The 21319-nt window shown below is 70.5% G+C and carries 17 protein-coding genes; 9 read left to right on the top strand and 8 right to left on the bottom strand.

Going from position 1 to position 21319, the window contains the following annotated elements; genetic code table 11:
- Window positions 1-129: 129 nt before the first annotated feature.
- The 5 genes from ACFWWR_RS22120 (at window position 130) to ACFWWR_RS22100 (ending at window position 5172) form a co-directional block, all read left to right on the top strand.
- Window positions 130-3156 carry a nitrate- and nitrite sensing domain-containing protein gene (locus ACFWWR_RS22120; protein ID WP_384304903.1) on the top strand — a complete coding sequence of 1009 codons (3027 nt, stop codon included), beginning with the start codon at window positions 130-132 and terminating at the stop codon, window positions 3154-3156.
- Entirely contained in the window at window positions 3153-3590 is a 438-nt protein-coding gene (locus tag ACFWWR_RS22115; protein ID WP_383865930.1) for a roadblock/LC7 domain-containing protein, read from the top strand. Before ACFWWR_RS22120 ends, ACFWWR_RS22115 begins: the two co-directional genes overlap by 4 nt.
- A gap of 9 nt (window positions 3591-3599) precedes the next feature.
- Window positions 3600-3995, top strand: coding sequence for a DUF742 domain-containing protein (locus tag ACFWWR_RS22110; RefSeq protein WP_383865931.1), 396 nt, complete (start codon window positions 3600-3602; stop codon window positions 3993-3995).
- Between the two features lie 388 nt (window positions 3996-4383).
- On the top strand, window positions 4384-4560 hold the full coding sequence (locus ACFWWR_RS22105) for a hypothetical protein (RefSeq protein WP_383865933.1): 177 nt from the start codon (window positions 4384-4386) through the stop codon (window positions 4558-4560).
- 6 nt (window positions 4561-4566) lie between these two features.
- On the top strand, window positions 4567-5172 hold the full coding sequence (locus ACFWWR_RS22100; protein WP_383865935.1) for an ATP/GTP-binding protein: 606 nt from the start codon (window positions 4567-4569) through the stop codon (window positions 5170-5172).
- A gap of 112 nt (window positions 5173-5284) precedes the next feature.
- On the opposite strand, the gene glpK is transcribed toward ACFWWR_RS22100, so the two are convergent.
- The 5 genes from glpK to ACFWWR_RS22075 form a co-directional block, all read right to left on the bottom strand.
- Window positions 5285-6805 carry a glycerol kinase GlpK gene (glpK, locus tag ACFWWR_RS22095; protein ID WP_383865937.1) on the bottom strand — a complete coding sequence of 507 codons (1521 nt, stop codon included), beginning with the start codon at window positions 6803-6805 and terminating at the stop codon, window positions 5285-5287.
- Between the two features lie 150 nt (window positions 6806-6955).
- Window positions 6956-7705, bottom strand: coding sequence for an MIP/aquaporin family protein (locus ACFWWR_RS22090; RefSeq protein WP_383865939.1), 750 nt, complete (start codon window positions 7703-7705; stop codon window positions 6956-6958).
- A gap of 359 nt (window positions 7706-8064) precedes the next feature.
- Window positions 8065-9690 carry an EAL domain-containing protein gene (locus ACFWWR_RS22085; protein ID WP_383865941.1) on the bottom strand — a complete coding sequence of 542 codons (1626 nt, stop codon included), beginning with the start codon at window positions 9688-9690 and terminating at the stop codon, window positions 8065-8067.
- A 147-nt stretch (window positions 9691-9837) separates the two neighbouring features.
- On the bottom strand, window positions 9838-11028 hold the full coding sequence (locus ACFWWR_RS22080) for a lipid-transfer protein (RefSeq protein ID WP_384304972.1): 1191 nt from the start codon (window positions 11026-11028) through the stop codon (window positions 9838-9840).
- Window positions 11025-11450, bottom strand: a complete 426-nt coding sequence (locus ACFWWR_RS22075; protein ID WP_383865963.1) for a Zn-ribbon domain-containing OB-fold protein — start codon at window positions 11448-11450, stop codon at window positions 11025-11027. The genes ACFWWR_RS22080 and ACFWWR_RS22075 overlap by 4 nt, the downstream gene beginning before the upstream one ends.
- Window positions 11451-11630: 180 nt before the next feature.
- On the opposite strand from ACFWWR_RS22075, the gene ACFWWR_RS22070 reads away from it, so the two are divergent.
- Both ACFWWR_RS22070 and ACFWWR_RS22065 read left to right on the top strand, forming a co-directional pair.
- The gene (locus tag ACFWWR_RS22070; protein ID WP_383865943.1) at window positions 11631-12440 is read left to right on the top strand and encodes a M15 family metallopeptidase; all 810 of its coding nucleotides are present in this window, start codon (window positions 11631-11633) and stop codon (window positions 12438-12440) included.
- A 68-nt stretch (window positions 12441-12508) separates the two neighbouring features.
- Window positions 12509-13045 carry an NUDIX domain-containing protein gene (locus ACFWWR_RS22065; RefSeq protein ID WP_383865945.1) on the top strand — a complete coding sequence of 179 codons (537 nt, stop codon included), beginning with the start codon at window positions 12509-12511 and terminating at the stop codon, window positions 13043-13045.
- Between the two features lie 2 nt (window positions 13046-13047).
- On the opposite strand, the gene ACFWWR_RS22060 is transcribed toward ACFWWR_RS22065, so the two are convergent.
- A complete protein-coding gene (locus ACFWWR_RS22060; RefSeq protein ID WP_384304900.1) occupies window positions 13048-15414 on the bottom strand; it encodes a TIM-barrel domain-containing protein in 2367 nt (788 codons plus the stop codon).
- Between the two features lie 211 nt (window positions 15415-15625).
- On the opposite strand from ACFWWR_RS22060, the gene ACFWWR_RS22055 reads away from it, so the two are divergent.
- Window positions 15626-17593 carry an acetoacetate--CoA ligase gene (locus tag ACFWWR_RS22055; RefSeq protein WP_383865949.1) on the top strand — a complete coding sequence of 656 codons (1968 nt, stop codon included), beginning with the start codon at window positions 15626-15628 and terminating at the stop codon, window positions 17591-17593.
- A gap of 157 nt (window positions 17594-17750) precedes the next feature.
- Window positions 17751-18644, top strand: coding sequence for a hypothetical protein (locus ACFWWR_RS22050; protein WP_383865951.1), 894 nt, complete (start codon window positions 17751-17753; stop codon window positions 18642-18644).
- Window positions 18645-18710: 66 nt separating this feature from the next.
- On the opposite strand, the gene ptsP is transcribed toward ACFWWR_RS22050, so the two are convergent.
- Window positions 18711-20381 carry a phosphoenolpyruvate--protein phosphotransferase gene (gene ptsP / locus ACFWWR_RS22045; RefSeq protein WP_384304897.1) on the bottom strand — a complete coding sequence of 557 codons (1671 nt, stop codon included), beginning with the start codon at window positions 20379-20381 and terminating at the stop codon, window positions 18711-18713.
- A 78-nt stretch (window positions 20382-20459) separates the two neighbouring features.
- Window positions 20460-20909 (bottom strand): PTS glucose transporter subunit IIA, encoded by a 450-nt coding sequence (locus ACFWWR_RS22040; RefSeq protein WP_383865955.1) that lies wholly within the window; start codon window positions 20907-20909, stop codon window positions 20460-20462.
- Window positions 20910-21319 lie beyond the last annotated feature (410 nt).

Raw genomic sequence — 21319 nt, 5'->3', positions numbered from 1 at the left:
TCTCGCCCTCGGTGCGGAAGTTCAGCTTCCGGACGGGTCTTCGAGTTACCTGTGCGTCAGTAGTAGGCTCGCGCCGTTTGTTGACGCACATCTGTACCCCTGCCGGTGGGGGTCGAGCTGGGGGAGGCCATGCGCTTTCGCGGGAAGTCGATCCGCCGGAAGATCGTGGCGCTGCTCCTCGTGCCGCTGGTGTCCCTGATCGCGATCTGGGGCTTCGCCATGGTTCTCACGGGCCGGGAAGTCGCCCAGTTGTTCCAGGTGTCATCCGTCGTCGAGGAGATCGGCTACCCCACCGAGGACACCGTCCGGGTCCTCCAGCAGGAACGCCGGCAGACCCTCGTCTACCTCGCCGACCCCCGGGCCTCGGATGCGCTGTCCGCGCTGCGCAGCACGCGCAGCGCCACCGACGACGCCATCGTCAAGATCCGCCAGAACGCGAAGGACCCCGACGTCCGCGACGGACTCGACCCGGACGACGACGAACACCTCACCACCATCCTGGACGCGTTCGACGGCATCGACTCCCTGCGCCGCAGCGTCGAGGAGGGCACCGTCGACCGGTTCCAGGCCCTCGACCAGTACAACCGCCTCGTCGACCCCTGCTACGCCCTGCTCGCCTCCCTCGACGGAGTCGACAGCGTGGAGCTGGACAAGCAGGCCAGGGCCCTGGTGAACATCACCCGCGCCCGCGAACTGCTGTCGCGCGAGGACGCCCTGCTGGGATCCGCCCTGGTGGTCGGGAAGCTCTCCCACGACGAGATCCGCGAGGTCTCCGACCTCGCCGCCCAGCGCACCCTGATGTACGACATCAGCCTGCCGGTGCTGCCCGCGGCGGAGCGCGAACGCTACGAACGCTTCTGGAAGAACGCCACCACCGCCCCGCTGCGGTCGGCGGAACAGGCCGTCATCTCCTCCGAAGCCGGCACCGCCCCCCGTGCGGTGAGCGCCAAGAGCTGGGACGCCGCCGCGGGCAGCGCCCTCGACGAGCTCGCCACGCTCAACGACCAGGCGGGCGACCGCTACCAGGACCGCGTCCGCCCCGACGCCATGGCCGTCATCGTCAAGGCGGCAGTCGCGGGCGTCCTGGGCCTCACCGCCCTGCTCTTCTCGCTCGTCCTGTCCGTGCGCGTGGGCCGCAGCCTCATCCGCGACCTGCGGCAACTGCGCCTGGAGGCCCACGAGGCGTCCGGCGTACGACTGCCCAGTGTGATGCGCCGCCTCTCCGCGGGCGAACAGGTCGACGTGGAGACCGAGGTCCCGCGCCTGGAGTACGACAAGAACGAGATCGGCGAGGTCGGCCAGGCCCTCAACACACTGCAACGCGCCGCCGTCGAGGCCGCCGTCAAACAGGCCGAGCTCCGGGCCGGTGTCTCCGAGGTCTTCGTGAACCTCGCCCGCCGCAGCCAGGTCCTCCTGCACAAGCAGCTCACCCTGCTCGACGCCATGGAGCGGCGGACCGAGGACACCGACGAACTCGCCGACCTCTTCCGCCTGGATCACCTGACCACCCGTATGCGCCGCCACGCCGAGGGCCTGGTGATCCTCTCCGGCGCCGCGCCCTCCCGGCAGTGGCGCAAACCGGTCCAGCTGATGGACGTCGTACGTGCCGCCGTCGCCGAGGTCGAGGACTACGAGCGCGTCGAGGTCCGCCGGCTGCCCCGCGTCGCCGTCACCGGCCCGGCGGTCGCGGACCTCACGCACCTCGTCGCCGAACTCCTGGAGAACGCCACGGTGTTCTCCCCGCCGCACACCGCCGTCCAGGTGCTGGGCGAGCGCGTCGCCAACGGCTTCACCCTGGAGATTCACGACCGCGGCCTCGGCATGGCCGCCGACGCTCTCCTGGACGCCAATCTCCGGCTTGCCGAGACACCGGAGTTCGAGCTGTCCGACACCGACCGGCTGGGCCTGTTCGTGGTCAGCCGGCTCGCCCAGCGGCAGCACGTGCGGGTCTCCCTGCAGCCGTCCCCGTACGGCGGCACCACGGCCGTCGTCTTCATCCCCGACACCCTGCTGACGGACGACGTCCCGGACACCAACGGCATCGGCTTCCGCCTCGACCGGCCCCGGCCGTCGAAGGAGGCCGAGCTGGCGGAGGCCCGCCGCGCTCCGCTCTCCCAGGCACCGGTGCAGTTGGCCGGTCTGCCGGCCGCGCTCCTGGACGGCCCGGTCGAACTGGAGGCGCCGGTCGACCTCGACGCCCTCGCCGACTTCCCGGGAGCCCTGGACGACGAGGACAGCGAACGCGGTGGACTGTTCCGCCCGCGCCGCTCCCTCACCGGTACGGACGAGGAGCCGGCCTCCCGGCCCGGCGAGCAGCAGCACGGGCCCATCGAGCCGCGCGACGCGGGCCGGGCCGACGATGATCTCAACGCCCCGGTCCCGCTGCCCACCCGCCGCGCCCCCAAGCTGGTCAGCTCCCACGGACGCCCGGTCACCGACCAGCGCGGCCGGCGCGAGGAGGCGGACGAGGAGCATCCGACCGGCCCGACCCGTTCCCGTCCCCAGCCGGCCGCCCCGCCGGGCGCGGCCCCGCTGCCCACCCGCCGCCGCGGCGCGGGCGCGCTGCGCCGCAGCACCGGCGCGCCGGACCGCCTCGACGACCAGCACAATGAGACCGCGACGGGCGTGGGCCGCGCATTCGACGACCGTCGCACAGGAACAGCGACAGGCGTGGGCCCCGAGCGTGACGAGCACCGCACCGAAGCACCGACCGTCTCCGGCCGCGAATCCGGCGGACACCACATCGACTCTCCGTCCGCCGGCCGGCCCGAGGCCCCCATCCTCCCCAGGCGCGCCCGGCGCGCCGAGATCTCGTCGAGCGGTCCGAGCATGTCCGCCGGAAGCCCCGGCCCCGCGCAGGGATCCGGAACCGGAGCCGGCATCGGGTCCGGCTCGGGCTCCGGCTCGGATTCCGGCTCCGGCAGCGCTCCACTGCCCCGCCGCGTACGCCAGGCCAGCCTCGCCCCGCAGCTGAAGCAGAGCCCCGGGCGGCGCTCCGACGTCCACGCGGAGCCGGAGGAGCGGGACGCCGACGAGGTACGCAGCCGTATGGCCTCGCTCCAGCGTGGCTGGCAACGCGGCCGCGAGGAGAACGCCGCGGGCGACGACGCCCACAGCGGCACAGCACCACAAGGAACAAAGGGGGACGGTCGATGACCGCACCGAAGGCGACCGGCCACACCGCAGGCAACCAGAACGGCGAGCTCAACTGGCTCCTCGACGACCTGGTGGACCGTGTCGCGAGCATCCGCAAGGCCCTCGTGCTCTCCGGAGACGGCCTGCCGACCGGCGTGTCCAAAGACCTGACCCGGGAGGACAGCGAGCACCTGGCCGCCGTCGCCTCCGGGTTCCACAGCCTCGCCAAGGGCGTGGGCCGCCACTTCGAGGCGGGCAGTGTCCGGCAGACGGTCGTCGAGCTCGATGACGCCTTCCTGTTCGTCACGGCCGCCGGCGACGGCAGCTGCCTCGCCGTCCTCTCGGACGCCGATTCGGACGTGGGCCTGGTGGCGTACGAGATGACGCTCCTGGTGAAGCGGGTCGGCGTGCATCTGAGTGCCGCTCCGCGCACCGATCTGCCTCAGGGCGGGTAGTGGGATGACATGAGCGCAGACGGTCAGGGAAGAAGCCACTGGTTCGACGACGAGGCCGGACCGGTCGTCCGTCCGTACGCCATGACGCGCGGCCGCACCACCAGTACGGGGCAGCACCGCCTCGACCTCATCGCGGTGGTCGTCACGGAACCGCAGGCGGACGACCCCGAAGGCGACCACACGCTGTCCCCGGAACACGTGGACATCGTCGACCTGTGCCGTGACACCCCTCAGTCGGTCGCCGAACTCGCCGCCGAACTCAAGCTGCCCATCGGCGTGGTGCGGGTCCTCGTGGGGGACCTCGTGGCCGGGGAGTTCGTCCACGTCAACCGGCCCGTGCCCCCTGCCGAACTGCCGGACGAAAGCATTCTGCGGGATGTGATCAACGGCCTCAGGGCGCTGTGACCGACCGCCCCGCCCACGAGGGAACCGGTTCGGTCAGCGCCGTGAGGCCTCACGGACGGCGTCGGGGAAGGGAGTCGCACGGACGGCACGTGCGGACGGCAGTCGGGCGGTGGCGACGCACGACCGTCTTGGCGCCCCGGTCGCGTGCGGCGCCCTCTCTGTCGCCTCACATCCGCGCAGCCACCGCGCCCCGGGAAGCCCCCGTCCTCGAGTTGAAAGCAAGACCGAGCCATGCCCGAGATGCCCGGCCCTTGTTGTGGACAGGACTGGGCCGGGGTACGGGAACAGCACTCCCGTTATGATCTGACCGATCGTCGACGACCATCCGCGGCAGTTCCCCCACCGGCCTGCGGACACGGTGCCGAGCAGCGCCATCGGAGAGACAGACGTGACGACAGGCTGGCAGTTCCGGGTCGACCGAGGCGGCGCCTTCACCGCCCGGGAGCCTGTCGAGGCCGTTCGCACCGGGACGACCGTCGCCACCACCGGCGATGTACTCGTCGTCGCGACCCCGGCGGCGGAGGCCAGGGCTCTCCGTCACCCGACCCCCATCAAGCAGGAGTAGAGATCGATGATCTTCGGGCGTTCTGAGCGCGGCAAGCCTCCGGTCGAGCCCGTCACGTTCAAGATCCTGGTGGCCGGCGGATTCGGCGTGGGCAAGACCACCCTTGTCGGCGCGGTCAGCGAGATCAGGCCGCTGCGCACCGAGGAACTGCTCACCGAGGCAGGACGCCCGGTCGACGACACGAGCGGCGTGGAGGGCAAGCACACCACCACCGTGGCCATGGACTTCGGCCGCATCACGCTGCGCGAGGACCTGGTGCTGTACCTCTTCGGTACGCCCGGTCAGGAGCGGTTCTGGTTCATGTGGGACGAGCTCTCCGAGGGCGCCCTCGGAGCCGTCGTCCTCGCCGACACCCGCCGCCTGGAGGACTGCTTCGCCGCTGTCGACTACTTCGAGCGGCGTTCCATACCCTTCGTCGTCGGCATCAACTGCTTCGAGGGAGCGGCCCGTTATCCGGCCCAGGACGTACGCCAGGCCCTCGACCTGGACGACGGCGTACCGCTGCTGCTGTGCGACGCCCGTGACCGGGAGTCCGTCAAGCAGGTCCTCATCAACGTGGTCCAGCACGCGATGGCGTACGCGGCGGAGCGCCGCCAGGCGGTCACGACGTGACCCGGGCGCGGCCCGTACCCCCGCCGACCGGGGTACGGGCCGCTGTCCGTGGGCCGTGCTCGGCGCACCACCCGCGCGCGTGAGCCTCGTTGTCGTCCACGCGCGCGTGGAGCTAGTTCTCGCCGTCCTCCAGCCAGCCGAAGCTCTTCTCAACGGCCTTGCGCCAGTTGTGGTATTCACGGTCGCGCACCGACGCCTCCATGGCGGGCGTCCACTCGACGTCCTTCCGCCAGTGCGTCTTGAGTTCGTCCAGGTCGTTCCACACGCCGGTGGCGAGGCCGGCCGCGTACGCGGCGCCCAGACAGGTCGTCTCGGACACCCTGGGCCGGATCACCGGCACGCCGAGCACGTCTGCCTGGTGCTGCATGAGCAGGTTGTTCTTCGTCATGCCGCCGTCCACCTTCAGGGTGGTGATCTGTACCCCGGAGTCCTGGAACATGGCGTCCACCACCTCCCGCGTCTGCCAGCTCGTCGCCTCCAGCACCGCGCGCGCGAGGTGTGCCTTGGTGACGTACCGGGTGAGCCCGGTGACGACACCGCGCGCGTCGGACCGCCAGTACGGCGCGTACAGGCCGGAGAACGCGGGCACGATGTACGCGCCGCCGTTGTCCTCGACGCTCGCCGCCAGCGGCTCGATCTCGTCGGCGGTGCGGATGATGCCGAGCTGGTCCCGGAACCACTGAACCAGCGCCCCCGTTATGGCGATCGACCCCTCAAGGCAGTACACCGGCGCCTCACTGCCGATCTTGTAGCCCATCGTCGTCAGCAGACCGTTCTTCGAGGGCACCGGCCGGTTGCCGGTGTTGAGCAGCAGGAAGCTGCCCGTGCCGTACGTGTTCTTCGCCGTGCCCACGTCGTAGCAGGCCTGTCCGAACACGGCCGCCTGCTGGTCGCCGAGCGCGGAGGCGACCGGCACGCCCGCGAGTTGGCCGACCGCCGTGCCGTACACCTCGGCGGACGACCTGATCTCGGGCAGGACGGCCTCGGGCACGTTCATCGCGGACAGGATGGAGGCGTCCCACTGGAGGGTCTCCAGGTTCATGAGCATGGTCCGCCCGGCGTTGGTCACGTCGGTGACGTGCTGTCCGCCGTCGGTGCCGCCGGTGAGGTTCCAGATCAGCCAGGAGTCGATCGTGCCGAAGGCGATCTCGCCGCGCTCGGCACGCGCCCTGAGGCCGGGCACGTTGTCGAGCAGCCAGGCCGCCTTGGGCCCGGAGAAGTAGCTGGCCAGCGGCAGACCCGTCTGCTCGCGGAATCGGTCCTGCCCGTCCGAGCCGCCCAGTTGGTTGCACAGCGCGGCCGTACGCGTGTCCTGCCACACGATCGCGTTGTGCACGGGCTTGCCGGTCGCGCGGTCCCACAGCACCGTCGTCTCGCGCTGGTTGGTGATCCCGAGCGCGCTGAGCTGGTCGGCGCGTAGACCGGCCTTCGCGATCGCCCCGGCGACCACCGCCTGCACCTTGGACCAGATCTCGGTGGCATCGTGCTCCACCCACCCGGGCTTGGGGAAGATCTGGCGGTGCTCACGCTGGTCGACGGCGACGATCGCGCCGTCGTGGTCGAAGACGATGCAGCGGCTGGAGGTGGTGCCCTGGTCGATTGCGGCGACGTACTTCGCGGCGTTGTCCGTCATGGCTACCCCTTGGGCTGGGATTCAGAGTGCTGCTCGAAGCTATTCGGCGGTTGATGAACGCCGAAGCTGCTCGGTTCGGAAGTTGCTCCGTCCAGAAGCTGCTCGGTTCGGAAGCTGCTTGGTTCGGAAGCTGCTCGGTTCGCAGGCTGCTCAGAAGGCTGCGTTGTAGATGAGACCCGCGAGCGCTCCGCCGATCAGTGGGCCGACGACCGGGATCCAGGCGTAACCCCAGTCGGAGGTGCCCTTGTTCGGGATCGGCAGGAAGGTGTGCACGAGGCGCGGGCCGAGGTCGCGCGCCGGGTTGATGGCGTAGCCGGTGGGCCCGCCGAGGGAGAGACCGATGCCGACGACCAGCAGCGAGACGATCAGCACGAGGGTCCCGGACTCACCGAGCCCCGTGGTCAGCCCGAACGCGAGGATCGGCAGGACGAGCGCGACCGTCGCGATGATCTCCGTGACCAGGTTGGCGACCGGATTCCGGATCTCCGGGATGGTGGAGAAGATGCCGAGCGTCGGCAGCGGCTCCTCCGCCGTCCCCTCGGTGGTCCCGGTCTCCCGGACGTTGGCCTGGAACTGGGCGAAGTACGTGAGATAGCACAGGACGGCGCCCAGCAAGGCGCCGACCATCTGGCCCAGCACATAGACCCAGACCTTGCCCCACTCGCCGGTGTCCACGGCGATGCCGAGCGTGACGGCCGGGTTGAGGTGCCCGCCGGAGAGGGGAGCGGCGGTGTACGCACCCGCCAGCACACCGAATCCCCAGCCGAACGCGATCACGATCCAGCCCGAGGCCCTCGCCTTGGAATATCTCAGGGTGACGGCGGCGCAGACGCCGGCGCCGAACAGGATCAGGATCGCGGTCCCGATGATCTCGCCGACGAAAATGTCTCCGTTGCTCATGGCGGCTCCTAGGCCCTGGGCCCTGAGTCCGAGACGATCGGCCCCGGCCCTCCGTGCAGGATGCGGTTCCCTTGGCGAACTGCCGAGGGCAGGGAGAGTCCCGCGCCCCGCCCGGCGTCCGCGACGAGCGTGCCGTCGCAGCCGAATCGCCCACGGGGATTCGGGCCTTGCTCAGACAGGCCCGCGCGGCGCAGTGCCGGAATACGCCGAGAATGTACGGCGATGTCGACTGACACCGGAAGTGTTCACCGGCGCCCAGAGAGCGTCAAGGTCGCCGACGACAACGGTTGAGGGGCATGCGGTCACCGCCTGCCCGCCCCGCCTTCACCCAAGCCGCCGCCTGCCTCTGCCGCCACCCCTTACACCGCACGCACAGCCGTCACCCCCGCCCCCCGACGAATCTCGTGCCCCGGCATCCCGGCGTGCCCCACGACCCAACTCGCCCCGTCCAGTGACTTCGCGGCCTGCTTCAGCGGTGCCAGACAGGCAGCCGCTTCCCGGTGATCGGTCACACTGCCCGGCACGCAGACCACGGTGGCGAGGGACAGCGTGACGGCACGTCCGCCCGCCGACCAAGGAACGTCCAGCACGCAGGCGGCCAGCGGTTCCAGCCCTTCCGGATCCGCGAGCACCAGGAAGTCGTCCCCGCCGATGTGGCCGACCCGCGCGCTGCCGGACACCGCGTGGAGCAGCGCCCGCCCCACGGACCGGATCAGCTCGTCACCGGCCGCGAACCCGGCTCCGTCGTTGACCTGCTTGAAGTGGTCCACGTCCAGCCAACTCAGCGCGAACGTCCGCCCGTCCGCGATCCGCCGGTCCACCTCGCCGGTGATCGCGTCCGAACCGGGCAGCCGGGTCAGCGGATTGAGCGCGGCCGCCTCCTCGACCCGGCTCTCGGCCAGCGCCCGGACCAGGTCCGCGAGCCGTACGACGCCCACGCACCGGCCGTACCGGTCCACGACCGCCACGTCGTCCGACGTACGGTCCCGGTCGCCGACCGCCAGCACGTCCAGGACCTCCCACGCGGTGGCGTCGACGCCCACCGTCCTGGGCGGGTCGCCGAGCTTGGCGGCGGGCCGGTCGGCGTACAGGGCATGGCCGTAGCGCCCCGACATGGACAGCAGGAAGCGGGACCGGTGCACCGACCGCACCGGTACCCCGTCCTGGTCCACGAGCAGCACCCCGGACACGTCCGGGGAGCCCGTCAGCAGCGCCCGCACCCGGCTCGCGGACGCGGTGACGGGCAGCAGCGCGGCGGGCCGCACGAACTCACGCACCGTCGGCCCCGAACTCGACGCCGCGACGGCATCGGGGGAGCGGGGCGGAACGTAGACGTCCGCGGCCGGCAGCCTGGACGGTGGCGCGAACAACTCCCCCTGCGCGAGCTGCGCCCCGGCCGACAGCGCCCCGGCGCACTGCAGTTCGGTCTCCACCCCCTCGACACACAGCAACGCACCCAACTGGTCGCACAGGGTCCGCATCGCCCGCACCGCCGCCGGCCGCGCCAGCAGCGACGCGTCGAGTTTCACCAGGTCGGGCCCGAGGTCGGTGAGCAGCCGGAGAGGTACGTCCCCGTCGCCGACACCGTCCGCGCTGATCCGGAACCCCTGCTGCCGCAGCCCGGCCACCGCCTCCAGCAGCGCTTGCTGCGGTACGTGGGTGTACGGCGGGCCGACATCGATCGTCACCTCCCACGGCAGCCGCCCCGCCTGGCGCACGGCGTCGTGCAGTGGCGTGAGTCCGCCGAGGTCGGCGAGCGTGCCGGCGAACACGTTGACGTGCAGCGGCAGCAGCGTCTCCCTGCGAACCGCCGAGCGGACCGCCGACACCGCGAGCCGACCGTCGAGTTCGGGGTCGCGACGGGCCTCGGCCAGGATGTCCCCGGTCTCCGGGCGGGCGAGTATCTCCAGCCCCGCGACCCCGCCGGTCGTCAGATTGACCACTGGTTGGAAGGCGAAGCGGAGAGTGTCCGTCCAGGAGTGCACGGGAGCATGATGGCGCCGCCGACGCGTGCCCAGGCGCAGTTCATGAGACGTTCACGCGGCATTCCCGGTTGGTCACACAGCGTACGGGAAAGCCCTTGCGCCCCCGTGGCTCGCTGCGGGGCCGCCCGGACTCCGACGGCCCGTCCCTCACCTCACAGCGATCACCGCCGAACCGTGCCCGAACAGCCCCTGGTTCGCCGTGATCCCCACGCGCGCGCCGGCGACCTGCCGGTCACCCGCCACCCCCCTCAACTGCCAGGTCACCTCGCAGACCTGGGCGATCGCCTGCGCCGGCACGGCCTCTCCGAAGGAGCCGAGCCCACCACTCGCGTTGACCGGTATGCGCCCGCCCAGGGCCGTCGTGCCGTCCCGCAACAGCTTCGCCCCCTCGCCCTCCCCACACAGCCCCAGGTCCTCGTACCATTGCAACTCCAGCGCGGTGGACAGGTCGTACACCTCGGCGAGGGAGACGTCCTCGGGCCCGACGCCGGCCTCCTCGTAGGCCGCCCGCGCGATGAAGGCCCGGAAGGTCTCGGCGGCGGGTTGAGCGGCGACAGCGGAGTCCGTCGCGATGTCCGGCAGGTCCAGCACGGTGTTGGGGTAACGCGGCGTCACCGTGGACACGGCCCGGATCCGCACCGGATCAGCCACCCCGTGCCGACGCGCGAACTCCATGCTCGACAGCACCACGGCTGCCCCGCCGTCGGAGGTCGCGCAGATGTCGAGCAGCCGCAGGGGATCGGCGACCACGGCGGAGGCGGCGACCTCCTCGGCGGTGACCCGTTTGCGATAGCGGGCATAGGGATTCAGCGCGCCCATGGCGGCGTTCTTCACCTTGACCTGCGCGAAGTCCTGCGTGGTGTCGCCGTGCACGGCCATCCGCCGACGCGCGTACAGCCCGAAGTACGTGGGGTTGGTGGCCCCGAGGACCCGGAAGCGCAGCCAGTCCGGATCATCGGGCCGGTCTCCGCCCGCGGGCCGGAAGAACCCCTTCGGTGCGGCATCGGCGCCGACCACGAGCACCACGTCCGCGAGACCGGAAAGTATCTGCCCGCGCGCGGTGTCGACGGCCTGCGCCCCTGACACGCACGCCGCGTACACACTCGTGACCCGCGCTCCCTGCCAGCCCAGCGCCTTCGCGAACGTCGCCCCCGCCACGTACCCCGGGTAGCCCCCGCGCACGGTGTCCGCGCCGACGATCGAGCCGACCTCCCGCCACTCCAGCCCGGCGTCGGCAAGCGCCGCGCGGGCCGCCACCACTCCGTACTCGACGAAGCCACGCCCCCACTTGCCCCACGGGTGCATACCCGCGCCGAGCACCGCCACCTCACCTGTCACTCCGTCACCCCCGTCGGCCGCCACTGCCAGGTCGTCCACACGGTCTGCGCGTCCTCATGGAGCACCCCGGGAACGGCCTCCACCTCCATGCCCACCGTCAGCTCGGCGACGGTGACGCCGGGAGCCGCCTGTCCCAGCACCACCATCCGCTCTGCCTCCAGCTCCACAGCGATCAACGTGCACGGCTCCCACGGAAGTTCCGGATCGGTCACATAGGGTGACGGAGGCCGGTACCGGCTGTCCGTGTACGACCAGATGCGTCCGCGCCGGGAGAGCGGAACCGCCTCCAGGTCGCCGCCGGGGCACCCGGGATTGCGGCAGTGGTTCTCCTCGCGAGGGAAGAACACCGAGGAGCAGGCGCCGCAACGCGTGCCGAGCAGCCTGAAGTCGTCCCCGTCACCGGCGAACCACCCCTCCACCACAGGCATATGTGTACGCGACAAGGTCCCTCCCGGACACCCGACACCAGATCTGACGGAACGTCAGAAGTGTGCCACGGTCGTCGCCGCATGGGCAGAGCCGTTGTCGACGATGCTCTATTCGAGGCGGACCGCATCCGATCGCTTCCCCTGCGGAACACACTCCTGATAGACGCAGGAGACATGACACGACTCACGAGCACGGTGCGCGGGCTGATCACCCTGTGCGCCGCCCTGCTGGCCGTGGCCACCGCCTCCGCCACCGCCCGGGCGAGCACCGACCCCAAGGCGCCCAGGGACTTCGTGGCCCTGAGAGCCGTGGACCCGACGATCCTCCAGGAGATGCGCTACTTCACCCCGCACAACTTCGTCGGCGAACGCATCGACGGCTACCGCCAACCGCTCTGCATCCTCACCCGCCCCGCCGCAGAGGCGCTCCACCAGGCACAGGTGAACCTCCTGCGCCAGGGCTACACCCTCAAGGTGTACGACTGCTACCGGCCGCAGCGCGCCGTGGACCACTTCGTGCGCTGGGCGAAGGACCTCGACGACCAGGCCATGAAGAGCGAGTTCTACCCGGATGTCGACAAGACCCGTCTGTTCGAGGACGGTTACATCGCCGAGAAGTCCGGTCACAGCCGCGGCTCGACCATGGACCTCACGATGGTGAAGCTCCCCGTGAAGCCCACCAGGCCGTACGTCCCGGGAGAGCCCCTGGTGCCCTGTCACGCCCCCAAGGACGAGCGTTTCCCGGACAACTCGGTCGACATGGGCACCGGCTTCGACTGCTTCGACCCCCTCTCGCACACCCTCGATCCGCGCATCCAGGGCGAACAGCGGACCAACCGGCTGCTCCTCAAGAGCACCCTGGAGAGCCTCGGCTTCGTGAACCTCGCCGAGGAGTGGTGGCACTACACCTACAAGCCCGAGCCCTTCCCGGACACCTACTTCGACTTCCCGGTGTCCGCGAAGTCGCTGACCAACAGCCATTGAGTCCTGACCGACAGCAATGAAGCCACCTCCGGAAGACGCCGTTCCGATGATCGGATACAGTCCGCCGCGTGTCCGAAACTCAGCACTCCATCCCCAACTCCGCGCCCGGCTCCCACTGTTCTGCCTGTGGAGCTCCCTACGGAGCGGGCGTCTCCGGCTGGCCCCGCACCTGTCCGGTCTGCACGACCGTCGCCTACCGCAACCCGCTCCCCGTCGCGGTGGCCCTCCAGCCCGTGTACGACACACAGGGCTCCGCTCTGGTGGTCATCACCCGAACCGTCGCCCCCGCGCGCGGAGGCATCGCCCTGCCCGGCGGTTACATCGACGACCGCGAGGACTGGCGGCAGGCCCTCGTCCGTGAACTCAAGGAGGAGACCGGCCTCGACGCGGCGAGCCGCGACGTACGACTCGTCGACGCCCTGAGCTCGCCCGACGGGCACCTCCTGCTGTTCGGGGCCCTGCCGGACCGCCCGGCCGACGGCCTCCCGCCCTCCGAAGCCACCGACGAGACCGAGGGCTGGCACCTCCTGCGGCGACCGGAGGAACTCGCCTTCCCCCTGCACACGCTGGCCGTGCGGGCATGGTTCGAGGGCCGGTACCTCTGACCTCAGCCCGTCTCCAGCCCTCGTACGCGCACCGGGTGAGGCGGCTCGCTCAGGCCGTCCTCACCCTCCCGCTCGACGACCACCCGCGAGCCCTCCCAGCGACTGACATACCGCTCGATCTCCGGCTCGTCCCAGCCGTCACCCCCGTCCGGCACCACCAGCCCGCCCCCGGTACGTCCCCGGGCGGGCGCCCACACCTCCAGTTCCAGCCCGCCGTCGTCGCCGCGCACCGGGATGACAGCGCCCGCCCGCGCGAGCACCGGTATCCGTGACAGCGGAGCATCCACGAGGACCTGCGCCGGCCCTTCGTAGGCCCGGCCCGTAGCCGTGTCGTACCAGCGCCCCCGCGGCAACTGGACAGCACGCCGGTCAGCGCCCGGATCGAGCACCGGCGCCACCAGCAGGCAGTCGCCCAGCACGAACGCGTCCTCACAGTCCCGCAGCGCCCGGTCCTCGGGCGCCGACCACCACAAGGGGCGCACATAGGGTGCCCCTGTACGGCGGGCCAGATGGGCGAGCGTCACGAAATACGGCAGCAGCCGACGGCGTTCGACGAGCGCCACGCGCGCGTGCTCCAGCACCTCCGCACCGAACTCCCACGGCTCCCGACGCCCGGCCCGCATGCTCGCATGGGTGCGGAAGAGCGGGAGATACGCGCCCAGCTGGAACCACCGCAGATACAGCTCGGGCGACGGCCTCCCGTCGAAGCCGCCCACGTCCGGCCCCGAATACGGCACCCCGCACAGCCCCAGCCCCATGACCAGCGACAGTGACGCCCGCAGCCCGGGCCAGCCCGTGGCCACGTCGCCGGACCACGTCCCGCCGTAGCGCTGCATCCCCGCCCAGCCGGAGCGCGAGAAGACGAAAGGGCGCTCCTCGGGGGCCAGTTCGCGCAGCCCCTCGTAACCCGCCCGGGCCATGCACAGCGCGTACACGTTGTGCGCCTCGCGATGGTCCCCGCCCCGCCCCTCCAGGGAGTGCCTGGCCGACCGCGGCAGCGTCGACTCGCCGAAGGCCGTGAACGACGTGGGTTCGTTCATGTCGTGCCAGAACCCCGAGAAACCCTGCGCGAGCCGCTCCTCATAGAGGCGCCCCCACCACTGCCGCACGCGTGCGTGCGTGAAGTCCGGATGGGCGGCCTCTCCAGGCCACACGACACTCCGCACGAGCCGTCCGCTCGCGTCCCGCACGAACGCGTCCTCGGCCGTCCCACTGTCGAACACGGTGTTGCCCGGCTCGGCCTTGACGGCGGGATCGACGACCGACACCAGCCGGATCCCGTCCCGCCGCAACTCCTCCGCCAGCACCGGCAACTTGGGGAATCGATCCTGATCGACGGTGAACACCTGGTGCGCCTCGTAGTGGTCGATGTCCAGATGGACCGCGTCGAGGGGCAGACCGCGCTCCTGATAGCCCGCAACGATCCGCCGGACCTCCTGCTCATCGCCGAAGCCCCACCGCGCATGGTGATGACCGAGCGCCCAGGCCGGCGGCAGCGCCGGCGCCCCGGTGAGCGAGGCCCAGGCGAGCAGCACGCGCGCGGGGGTACCCACCATCACCCAGGAGCGCAGCGGCCCCCCGTCCATCCGCAGCTCAGAGATACCGGCCCGGTCGTGACCGGACCCGGCGCCCTCCTCACCCTCCCGCAGCGTGACCGTGCCGTCCCACGAGGTGTCGTGGAACACCAGATGCGTGGCCGCGTCGGCCACCACCAGCTGCACCGGCATCGTCACGTACAGCGGGTCGTCGCCGGGGCCGAAGGGCCGGCCCGGATCCGTGTTCCACAGCCGGTACGCCCCGTCCCGCAGCCGGGGCCCCGAAGCGCGCCCGCCGAGTCCGAAGAACCGTGCGTCCGCGGCCACCTCCGAGCGCTGCATCCACCGCGCAGACCCGCCGCCGACCGGGTCCCACCACCGGGGCGGCAGATCCCGGCGCAGCGTCACTCCTCCGGGCGTAAGCACCTCTATCGCGCCGTGCCGCGAGACGACGACCGTCACCCGCTCGGCCACGACCCGCCAGCCGCCGTCCTTGTCCGGTTCCAGCAACGCCCGCGGGTCCGGCTCCGGACAGCCGTTCGCGAGCGCGTAGGACGGCTCGGGGCCCGCCCCGTCCCAGCCCCAGAACACGGCCCCGTTCACCGCGACGGTGATCCGCAGCTCGGAGCGGCTGAACCGGACGACACCACCCCCGGGACCCGGCTCCACGTCCCGCACCGGCCCGGGCACCCGAGCCCGCTCGGCCCCCCGCGGCGGCAGCCCGGAGGCATCGGCACGCCTCCTGCGCCACGCGGCTCGTACGGAACGCAACCCCTGGGCCGCCCCCGCCGAACCGACTGCCTTCACCGAACGCACCAGGTCACGACCGTCCATGCTGCTCAGCCTGCCATTGACCGGCACACATATGCGTCTCGTTCAACTGCCGTTCACCCGTGCCGGGACCACATCTTCACGACACGGACTATGGGGGGCACACCCTGGTGTAGGAATTGATCACATGGCATCGTCCGTGTCAGCCGCGTCACGCGCACATCCAGCCCGTGCGCGGAAGACGCACACGACGCGCACAGTCCGGGAGCCGCCCATGTCGACCGTGAACCCCCAGCCGCTCTGGCAGCCCGATCCGGAACGCATCACCCAGGCACAAATCACCAGGTTCCAGGCCTGGGCGACAGAACGCCACGGTGCCCCTTCCGAGGGCGGCTACGCCGCACTGCACCGCTGGTCCGTCGCCGAGCTGGACACGTTCTGGAAAGCCGTCACGGAGTGGTTCGACGTACGGTTCTCGACCCCCTACGCACGCGTGCTCGGCGCCCGCTCGATGCCCGGCGCCCAGTGGTTCCCCGGAGCGACCCTGAACTACGCCGAGCACGCACTGCGGGCCGCCGAGACCCGCGCGGACGAACCGGCCCTCCTCCACGTCGACGAAACCCACGACCCGCGCCCCGTGACCTGGTCCGAACTGCGCCGCCAGGTCGGCGCCCTTGCCGCCGAGCTGCGCACTCTCGGCGTTCGCCCCGGCGACCGCGTCAGCGGCTACCTCCCCAACATCCCGCAGGCCGTCGTCGCCCTCCTGGCCACCGCCGCCGTGGGCGGGGTATGGACGTCCTGCGCCCCCGACTTCGGCGCCCGCAGCGTCCTGGACCGCTTCCAGCAGGTGGAGCCGGTGGTCCTGTTCACCGTGGACGGCTACCGCTACGGCGGCAAGGAGCACGACCGCCGTGACACGGTCGCCGAACTGCGCCACGAACTACCCACCCTGCGTGCCGTCGTCCACATCCCCCTCCTCGGCACCGAGCCTCCCGAAGGCGCCCTGGAGTGGTCGGCCCTGACGGCCGCCGACACGGAGCCCGTCTTCGAACAGGTGCCGTTCAACCACCCCCTGTGGGTGCTCTACTCCTCGGGCACGACCGGCTTGCCCAAGGCCATCGTCCAGTCTCAGGGCGGCATCCTCGTGGAGCACCTCAAGCAGCTCGGCCTGCACTGCGACCTGGGCCCCGACGACCGCTTCTTCTGGTACACGTCCACCGGCTGGATGATGTGGAACTTCCTCGTCTCCGGCCTCCTCACGGGCACCACGATCGTCCTCTACGACGGCAGCCCCGGCTACCCGGACACCGGCGCCCAGTGGCAGATCGCCGAACGCACCCAGGCCACCCTCTACGGCACCTCGGCCGCGTACGTCATGGCCTGCCGCAAGGCCGGCGTGCACCCCGGCCGCGACCACGACCTCTCCAGGGTGCGATGCGTCGCCACCACCGGCTCGCCCCTGCCGCCCGACGGCTTCCGCTGGCTGCACGACGAGGTCCGCGACGACCTGTGGATCGCGTCCGTCAGCGGCGGCACGGACGTCTGTTCCTGCTTCGCCGGAGCCGTACCGACCCTCCCCGTGTACATCGGCGAGCTCCAGGCACCCGGCCTGGGCACCGATCTGCAGTCCTGGGATCCGAGCGGAAAGCCCCTGGTCGACGAGGTCGGCGAGCTAGTCGTCACCAACCCCATGCCGTCCATGCCGATCCACTTCTGGAACGACCCGGACGGCAGCCGCTACCACGACAGCTACTTCGACACCTATCCCGGAGTGTGGCGCCACGGCGACTGGATCACCGTCACCTCGCGCGGCTCGGTCGTCATCCACGGTCGCTCCGACTCGACGCTCAACCGCCAGGGCGTACGCATGGGTTCGGCCGACATCTACGAAGCCGTCGAACGCCTCCCCGAGATCAAGGAATCGCTCGTCATCGGCATCGAACAGCCCGATGGCGGCTACTGGATGCCTCTCTTCGTGCACCTGGCCCCGGGAGCCGTCCTCGACGAGCCCCTCCTCAACCGCATCAGGCACACCATCCGGGAACAGCTCTCCCCCCGCCACGTCCCCGACGAGGTCATCGAGGTGCCCGGCATCCCGCACACCCTCACCGGCAAACGCATCGAGGTCCCCGTGAAGCGCCTTCTCCAGGGAACCCCCTTGGAGAAAGCCGTCAACCCCGGCTCCATCGACAACCTCGACCTGCTCCGCTTCTACGAGGACCTGGCCCACAAGCACGCCTGACCCGAACCCCGAGAGCGCGTCACCCCCCGTCGTCGGCCTCGGACCCGCCCGGTACGCCTGCGAAGCCCGAGGCCGTCCGTGCCCCTCGCCCGGACACCGTTGTCAGTGCAGCCGATTACTGTGAGTGAGCATTGATCGACTGCACCCAGGGGGAACCATGACGCACACCGAGCACCAGACCATGCGACGCGTCCTGCGTCGCGAAATCGCCGGCACCATCGGCCTGCTGACCGACGAGCACGACTTCCGCGCCATGCGGCGCTACCGCAGCTTCACCTTCGACGACCACAGGACCTATCTGCGACAAGTCGAAGACCTCCTCAAAACCCGCGCCGCCCAAGGCAGCCACACCACGGTCGCTCTCTTCGACCCACAGGAGTACGCCGAGTTCTGCACGGACGCCGGCCTCGACCCGGACATCCACTCCAGCCGCACACGCTTCACAGCGGAGCTCGCGACCACAGGGCCGACCATCCCCTACGACGGCCAGCCCCTGGCCGACCTCGTGCCGGCCCTCGTCGACGAAGCCGTCCGGCAGGCCACCTGGGAATACGCGAGCACCCTGCTGGCGCGCCTCGGCGTCTGTGCCGCCTGCGGCGAGGACATCGGCCGTGCGGCCTTCGTCCGCGCCTCCCACCTCCTCGTCCGCATCCTCGAAACCGCCCGAAGCGGAGACCGACACCTCGTCTGCAGCGTCACGGGCACCCCGGAATCACTCCTGTCCGTGCTGCGCACAGAGGAGGAGCACGACGGCACCACGCACCTCGACGAGGCCGAAGCTCTCGAATTCACCACCGTCCTGGCCCTCGGCCTCGCCACCCAGGGCCCCGGCGGCCTCGTCATGCGCACCAGCACCCCCGGCGTCCCGGACCGCATCTACGGCTGGCGCATGCGCGGAGAAGGCCTCGAACCCCTCACTGCCGGCGAGGTCTTCGACGCCTACTGCACCGACATCGACTCCGGAGAACTCATCTCCCCGGAATCGGACGTCGACTACTGCGAGCCGCCCGAGCTCGGTGACATGGGGCAAGCGCCGGGACACCACCACTGAACGCGTGAGGGGCGCCCCACCCGCAGGTGGAGCGCCCCTCACGACAGCCGCCGGCCGGCCTGGCTGCTACTCGCCGGACAACACGGCCTGCGCCGCGTTGCGCGCTTCTTCAGCACTGTCCGAAGCCCGTGCCGCAGCCGCGGCCCGCTCACACTGCGCAAGCGTGTACTTCGCCAGCGTCGCCCGGACGTAAGGGATCGACGCCGCTCCCATGGACAGAGAGGTGACGCCCAGACCGGTCAGCACACAGGCAAGCAGCGGGTCGGACGCGGCCTCGCCGCAGACACCACAGCTCTTGCCCTCGGCCTTCGCCGCCTCGGCGGACAGCGCGACCAGGTCGAGCAGCGCGGGCTGCCAGGGATCCTGCAGTCGGGACACCGCACCCACCTGTCGGTCCGCGGCGAAGGTGTACTGCGCGAGGTCGTTGGTCCCCAGAGACAGGAACTCGACCTCCTGCAGAATCGAGCGCGCTCGCAGCGCGGCCGACGGAATCTCCACCATCGCGCCGAATTTCGCCCGCAGGCCGGCTTCGCGGCACGCGTCAGCGAAGGCCCTCGCGTCGGCACGGTCCGCCACCATCGGAGCCATGACCTCGAGGTAGACCGGCAGCCCCTCGGCAGCCTTGGCGAGCGCGGTCAGCTGCGTGCGGAGCACATCGGGATGGTCGAGCAGCGTCCGCAGACCACGCACGCCCAACGCCGGGTTCGGCTCATCGGCCGGCGTGAGGAAGTCCAGCGGCTTGTCCGCTCCCGCGTCCAGCACACGCACCACGACACGTCCCTCAGGGAACGCCTCGAGCACCTGACGATAGGCGTCGACCTGCTTCTCCTCCGACGGAGCGTTCTTGCTGTCGTCGAGGAACAGGAACTCGGTACGGAAAAGCCCGACACCCTCGGCCCCGGCCTCGACGGCGGCCGGCACGTCGGCCGGACCGCCGACGTTGGCCAGCAGCGGCACCTTGTGACCGTCGGAGGTGACGCCCGGACCCGTCGAGGCGGCAAGCGCGGCCTTGCGCTCGGCGGCCTCGGCCGCCATCCGCGTCTTCCGTTCTTCTCCGGGGTTCACGAAGATCTCGCCGGTGCTCCCATCCACCGCGATCATCGTGCCCTCGGCCAACTCACCCGCTCCGGGCAGCGCCACCACGGCCGGAACCCCGAGCGCACGGGCCAGAATCGCACTGTGGCTGGTAGGCCCACCCTCCTCGGTGACGAAACCGAGGACCAGCGTCGGGTCCAGAAGCGCGGTGTCGGCCGGCGCAAGATCCCGAGCAATAAGGACGTACGGCTCGTCGCTGTCCGGGACACCCGGCATCGGCACCCCGAGCAAGCGTGCGACGATACGATTCCGCACGTCATCGAGGTCGGCCACACGACCGGCCAGGTACTCACCAGCTGCGGCGAGCAGTGCGCGGTACGCGGCGAAAGCGTCGTACACCGCACGCTCGGCCGTGCTCCCCACCGCGATACGCCGCTCCACGTCCGCCATCAGCTCGGGGTCCTGAGCCATCATGGCCTGCGCCTCGAGCACCGCCTGGGCTTCACCTCCGGCGAGGTTGCCGCGTGCCATCAGGTCGGCCGCCACAGCCTCGACGGCTTTGCGGGCGCGCCCCTGTTCACGCTCCGCGTCCTCCGCCTGGATCTGCTTGGCAGGCGGTTCCAGCACCGCCGTTCCCATGTGCCGAACCTCGCCGATCGCCACACCATGGCTCACGCCGACGCCTCGCAGCGTTGTCTCCATCTCACCCGTCCCGATAATGCGGCGGGTCCCGCCGCCGTGGTGGTTGTCCCTACTTGCCGTCGTCCGACGGCACCGGCGTCACTTCCAGACGAAGAGACTGTCGCCGGACTTCACGTCGCCGTCCTCACGGAGCTCGGCGAGCGCCTCGGCCGTGGCCTCGAGCGCCACGATCGGACAGACCGGAGACTTGCCCGCGGCTTCGACCGCCGCCGGATTCCAGCGCACGATGCTCTGACCGCGCGTGACGGTGTCGCCCTTGTTCACGAGCAGCTCGAAACCCTGGCCGTTGAGCTGCACTGTGTCGATGCCGAGGTGGGTGAGTACACCGTGTCCTGTCTCGTCGACGACGACGAAGGCATGCGGATGCAGCGAGACGATGACTCCGTCCACGGGCGCGACAGCCTCGGAGGGCTCACGCACGGGGTCGATGGCCATACCGGGGCCGACCATGGCCCCGGAGAAGACCGGATCAGGCACCGACGCCAGTCCGATGGCGCGTCCGGCAATAGGGGACGTCACGGTGGTCATGGGAAGCCTCCCAGGGGTGGAGATCTATATGGACACCGTCACTGCCTGTCCCGGACGGCGTACTGATCAGCAGGGTATGTCATACGAAGTACCGGTTCCGCACGAGAGCTCCCAGTTAGAGGTCTAGACCACACCTCCAAGCGATTTGCACCCGCTCCGCGACTCCGTGTACAGTCGTACTCCTGCTTGGGGCTGAGCGACGCACACCTGGCGTCCTTGCCCGGCAGCATCCAACTTGGCAGATCCTATCTCGGGGTCACCTTCTGCATGCCCGCAGGACGGTGGTCAGGGGGCCGGAAAAACACTGCTAGAGTTGGAAACGCAAGACCGAAGGGAAGCCCGGAGGAAAGCCCGAGAGGGTGAGTACAAAGGAAGCGTCCGTTCCTTGAGAACTCAACAGCGTGCCAAAA

The sequence above is a fragment of the Streptomyces sp. NPDC058678 genome (assembly GCF_042714835.1).
Taxonomy (GTDB): domain Bacteria; phylum Actinomycetota; class Actinomycetes; order Streptomycetales; family Streptomycetaceae; genus Streptomyces.
This window is presented reverse-complemented; position numbering and strand designations above follow the sequence as displayed.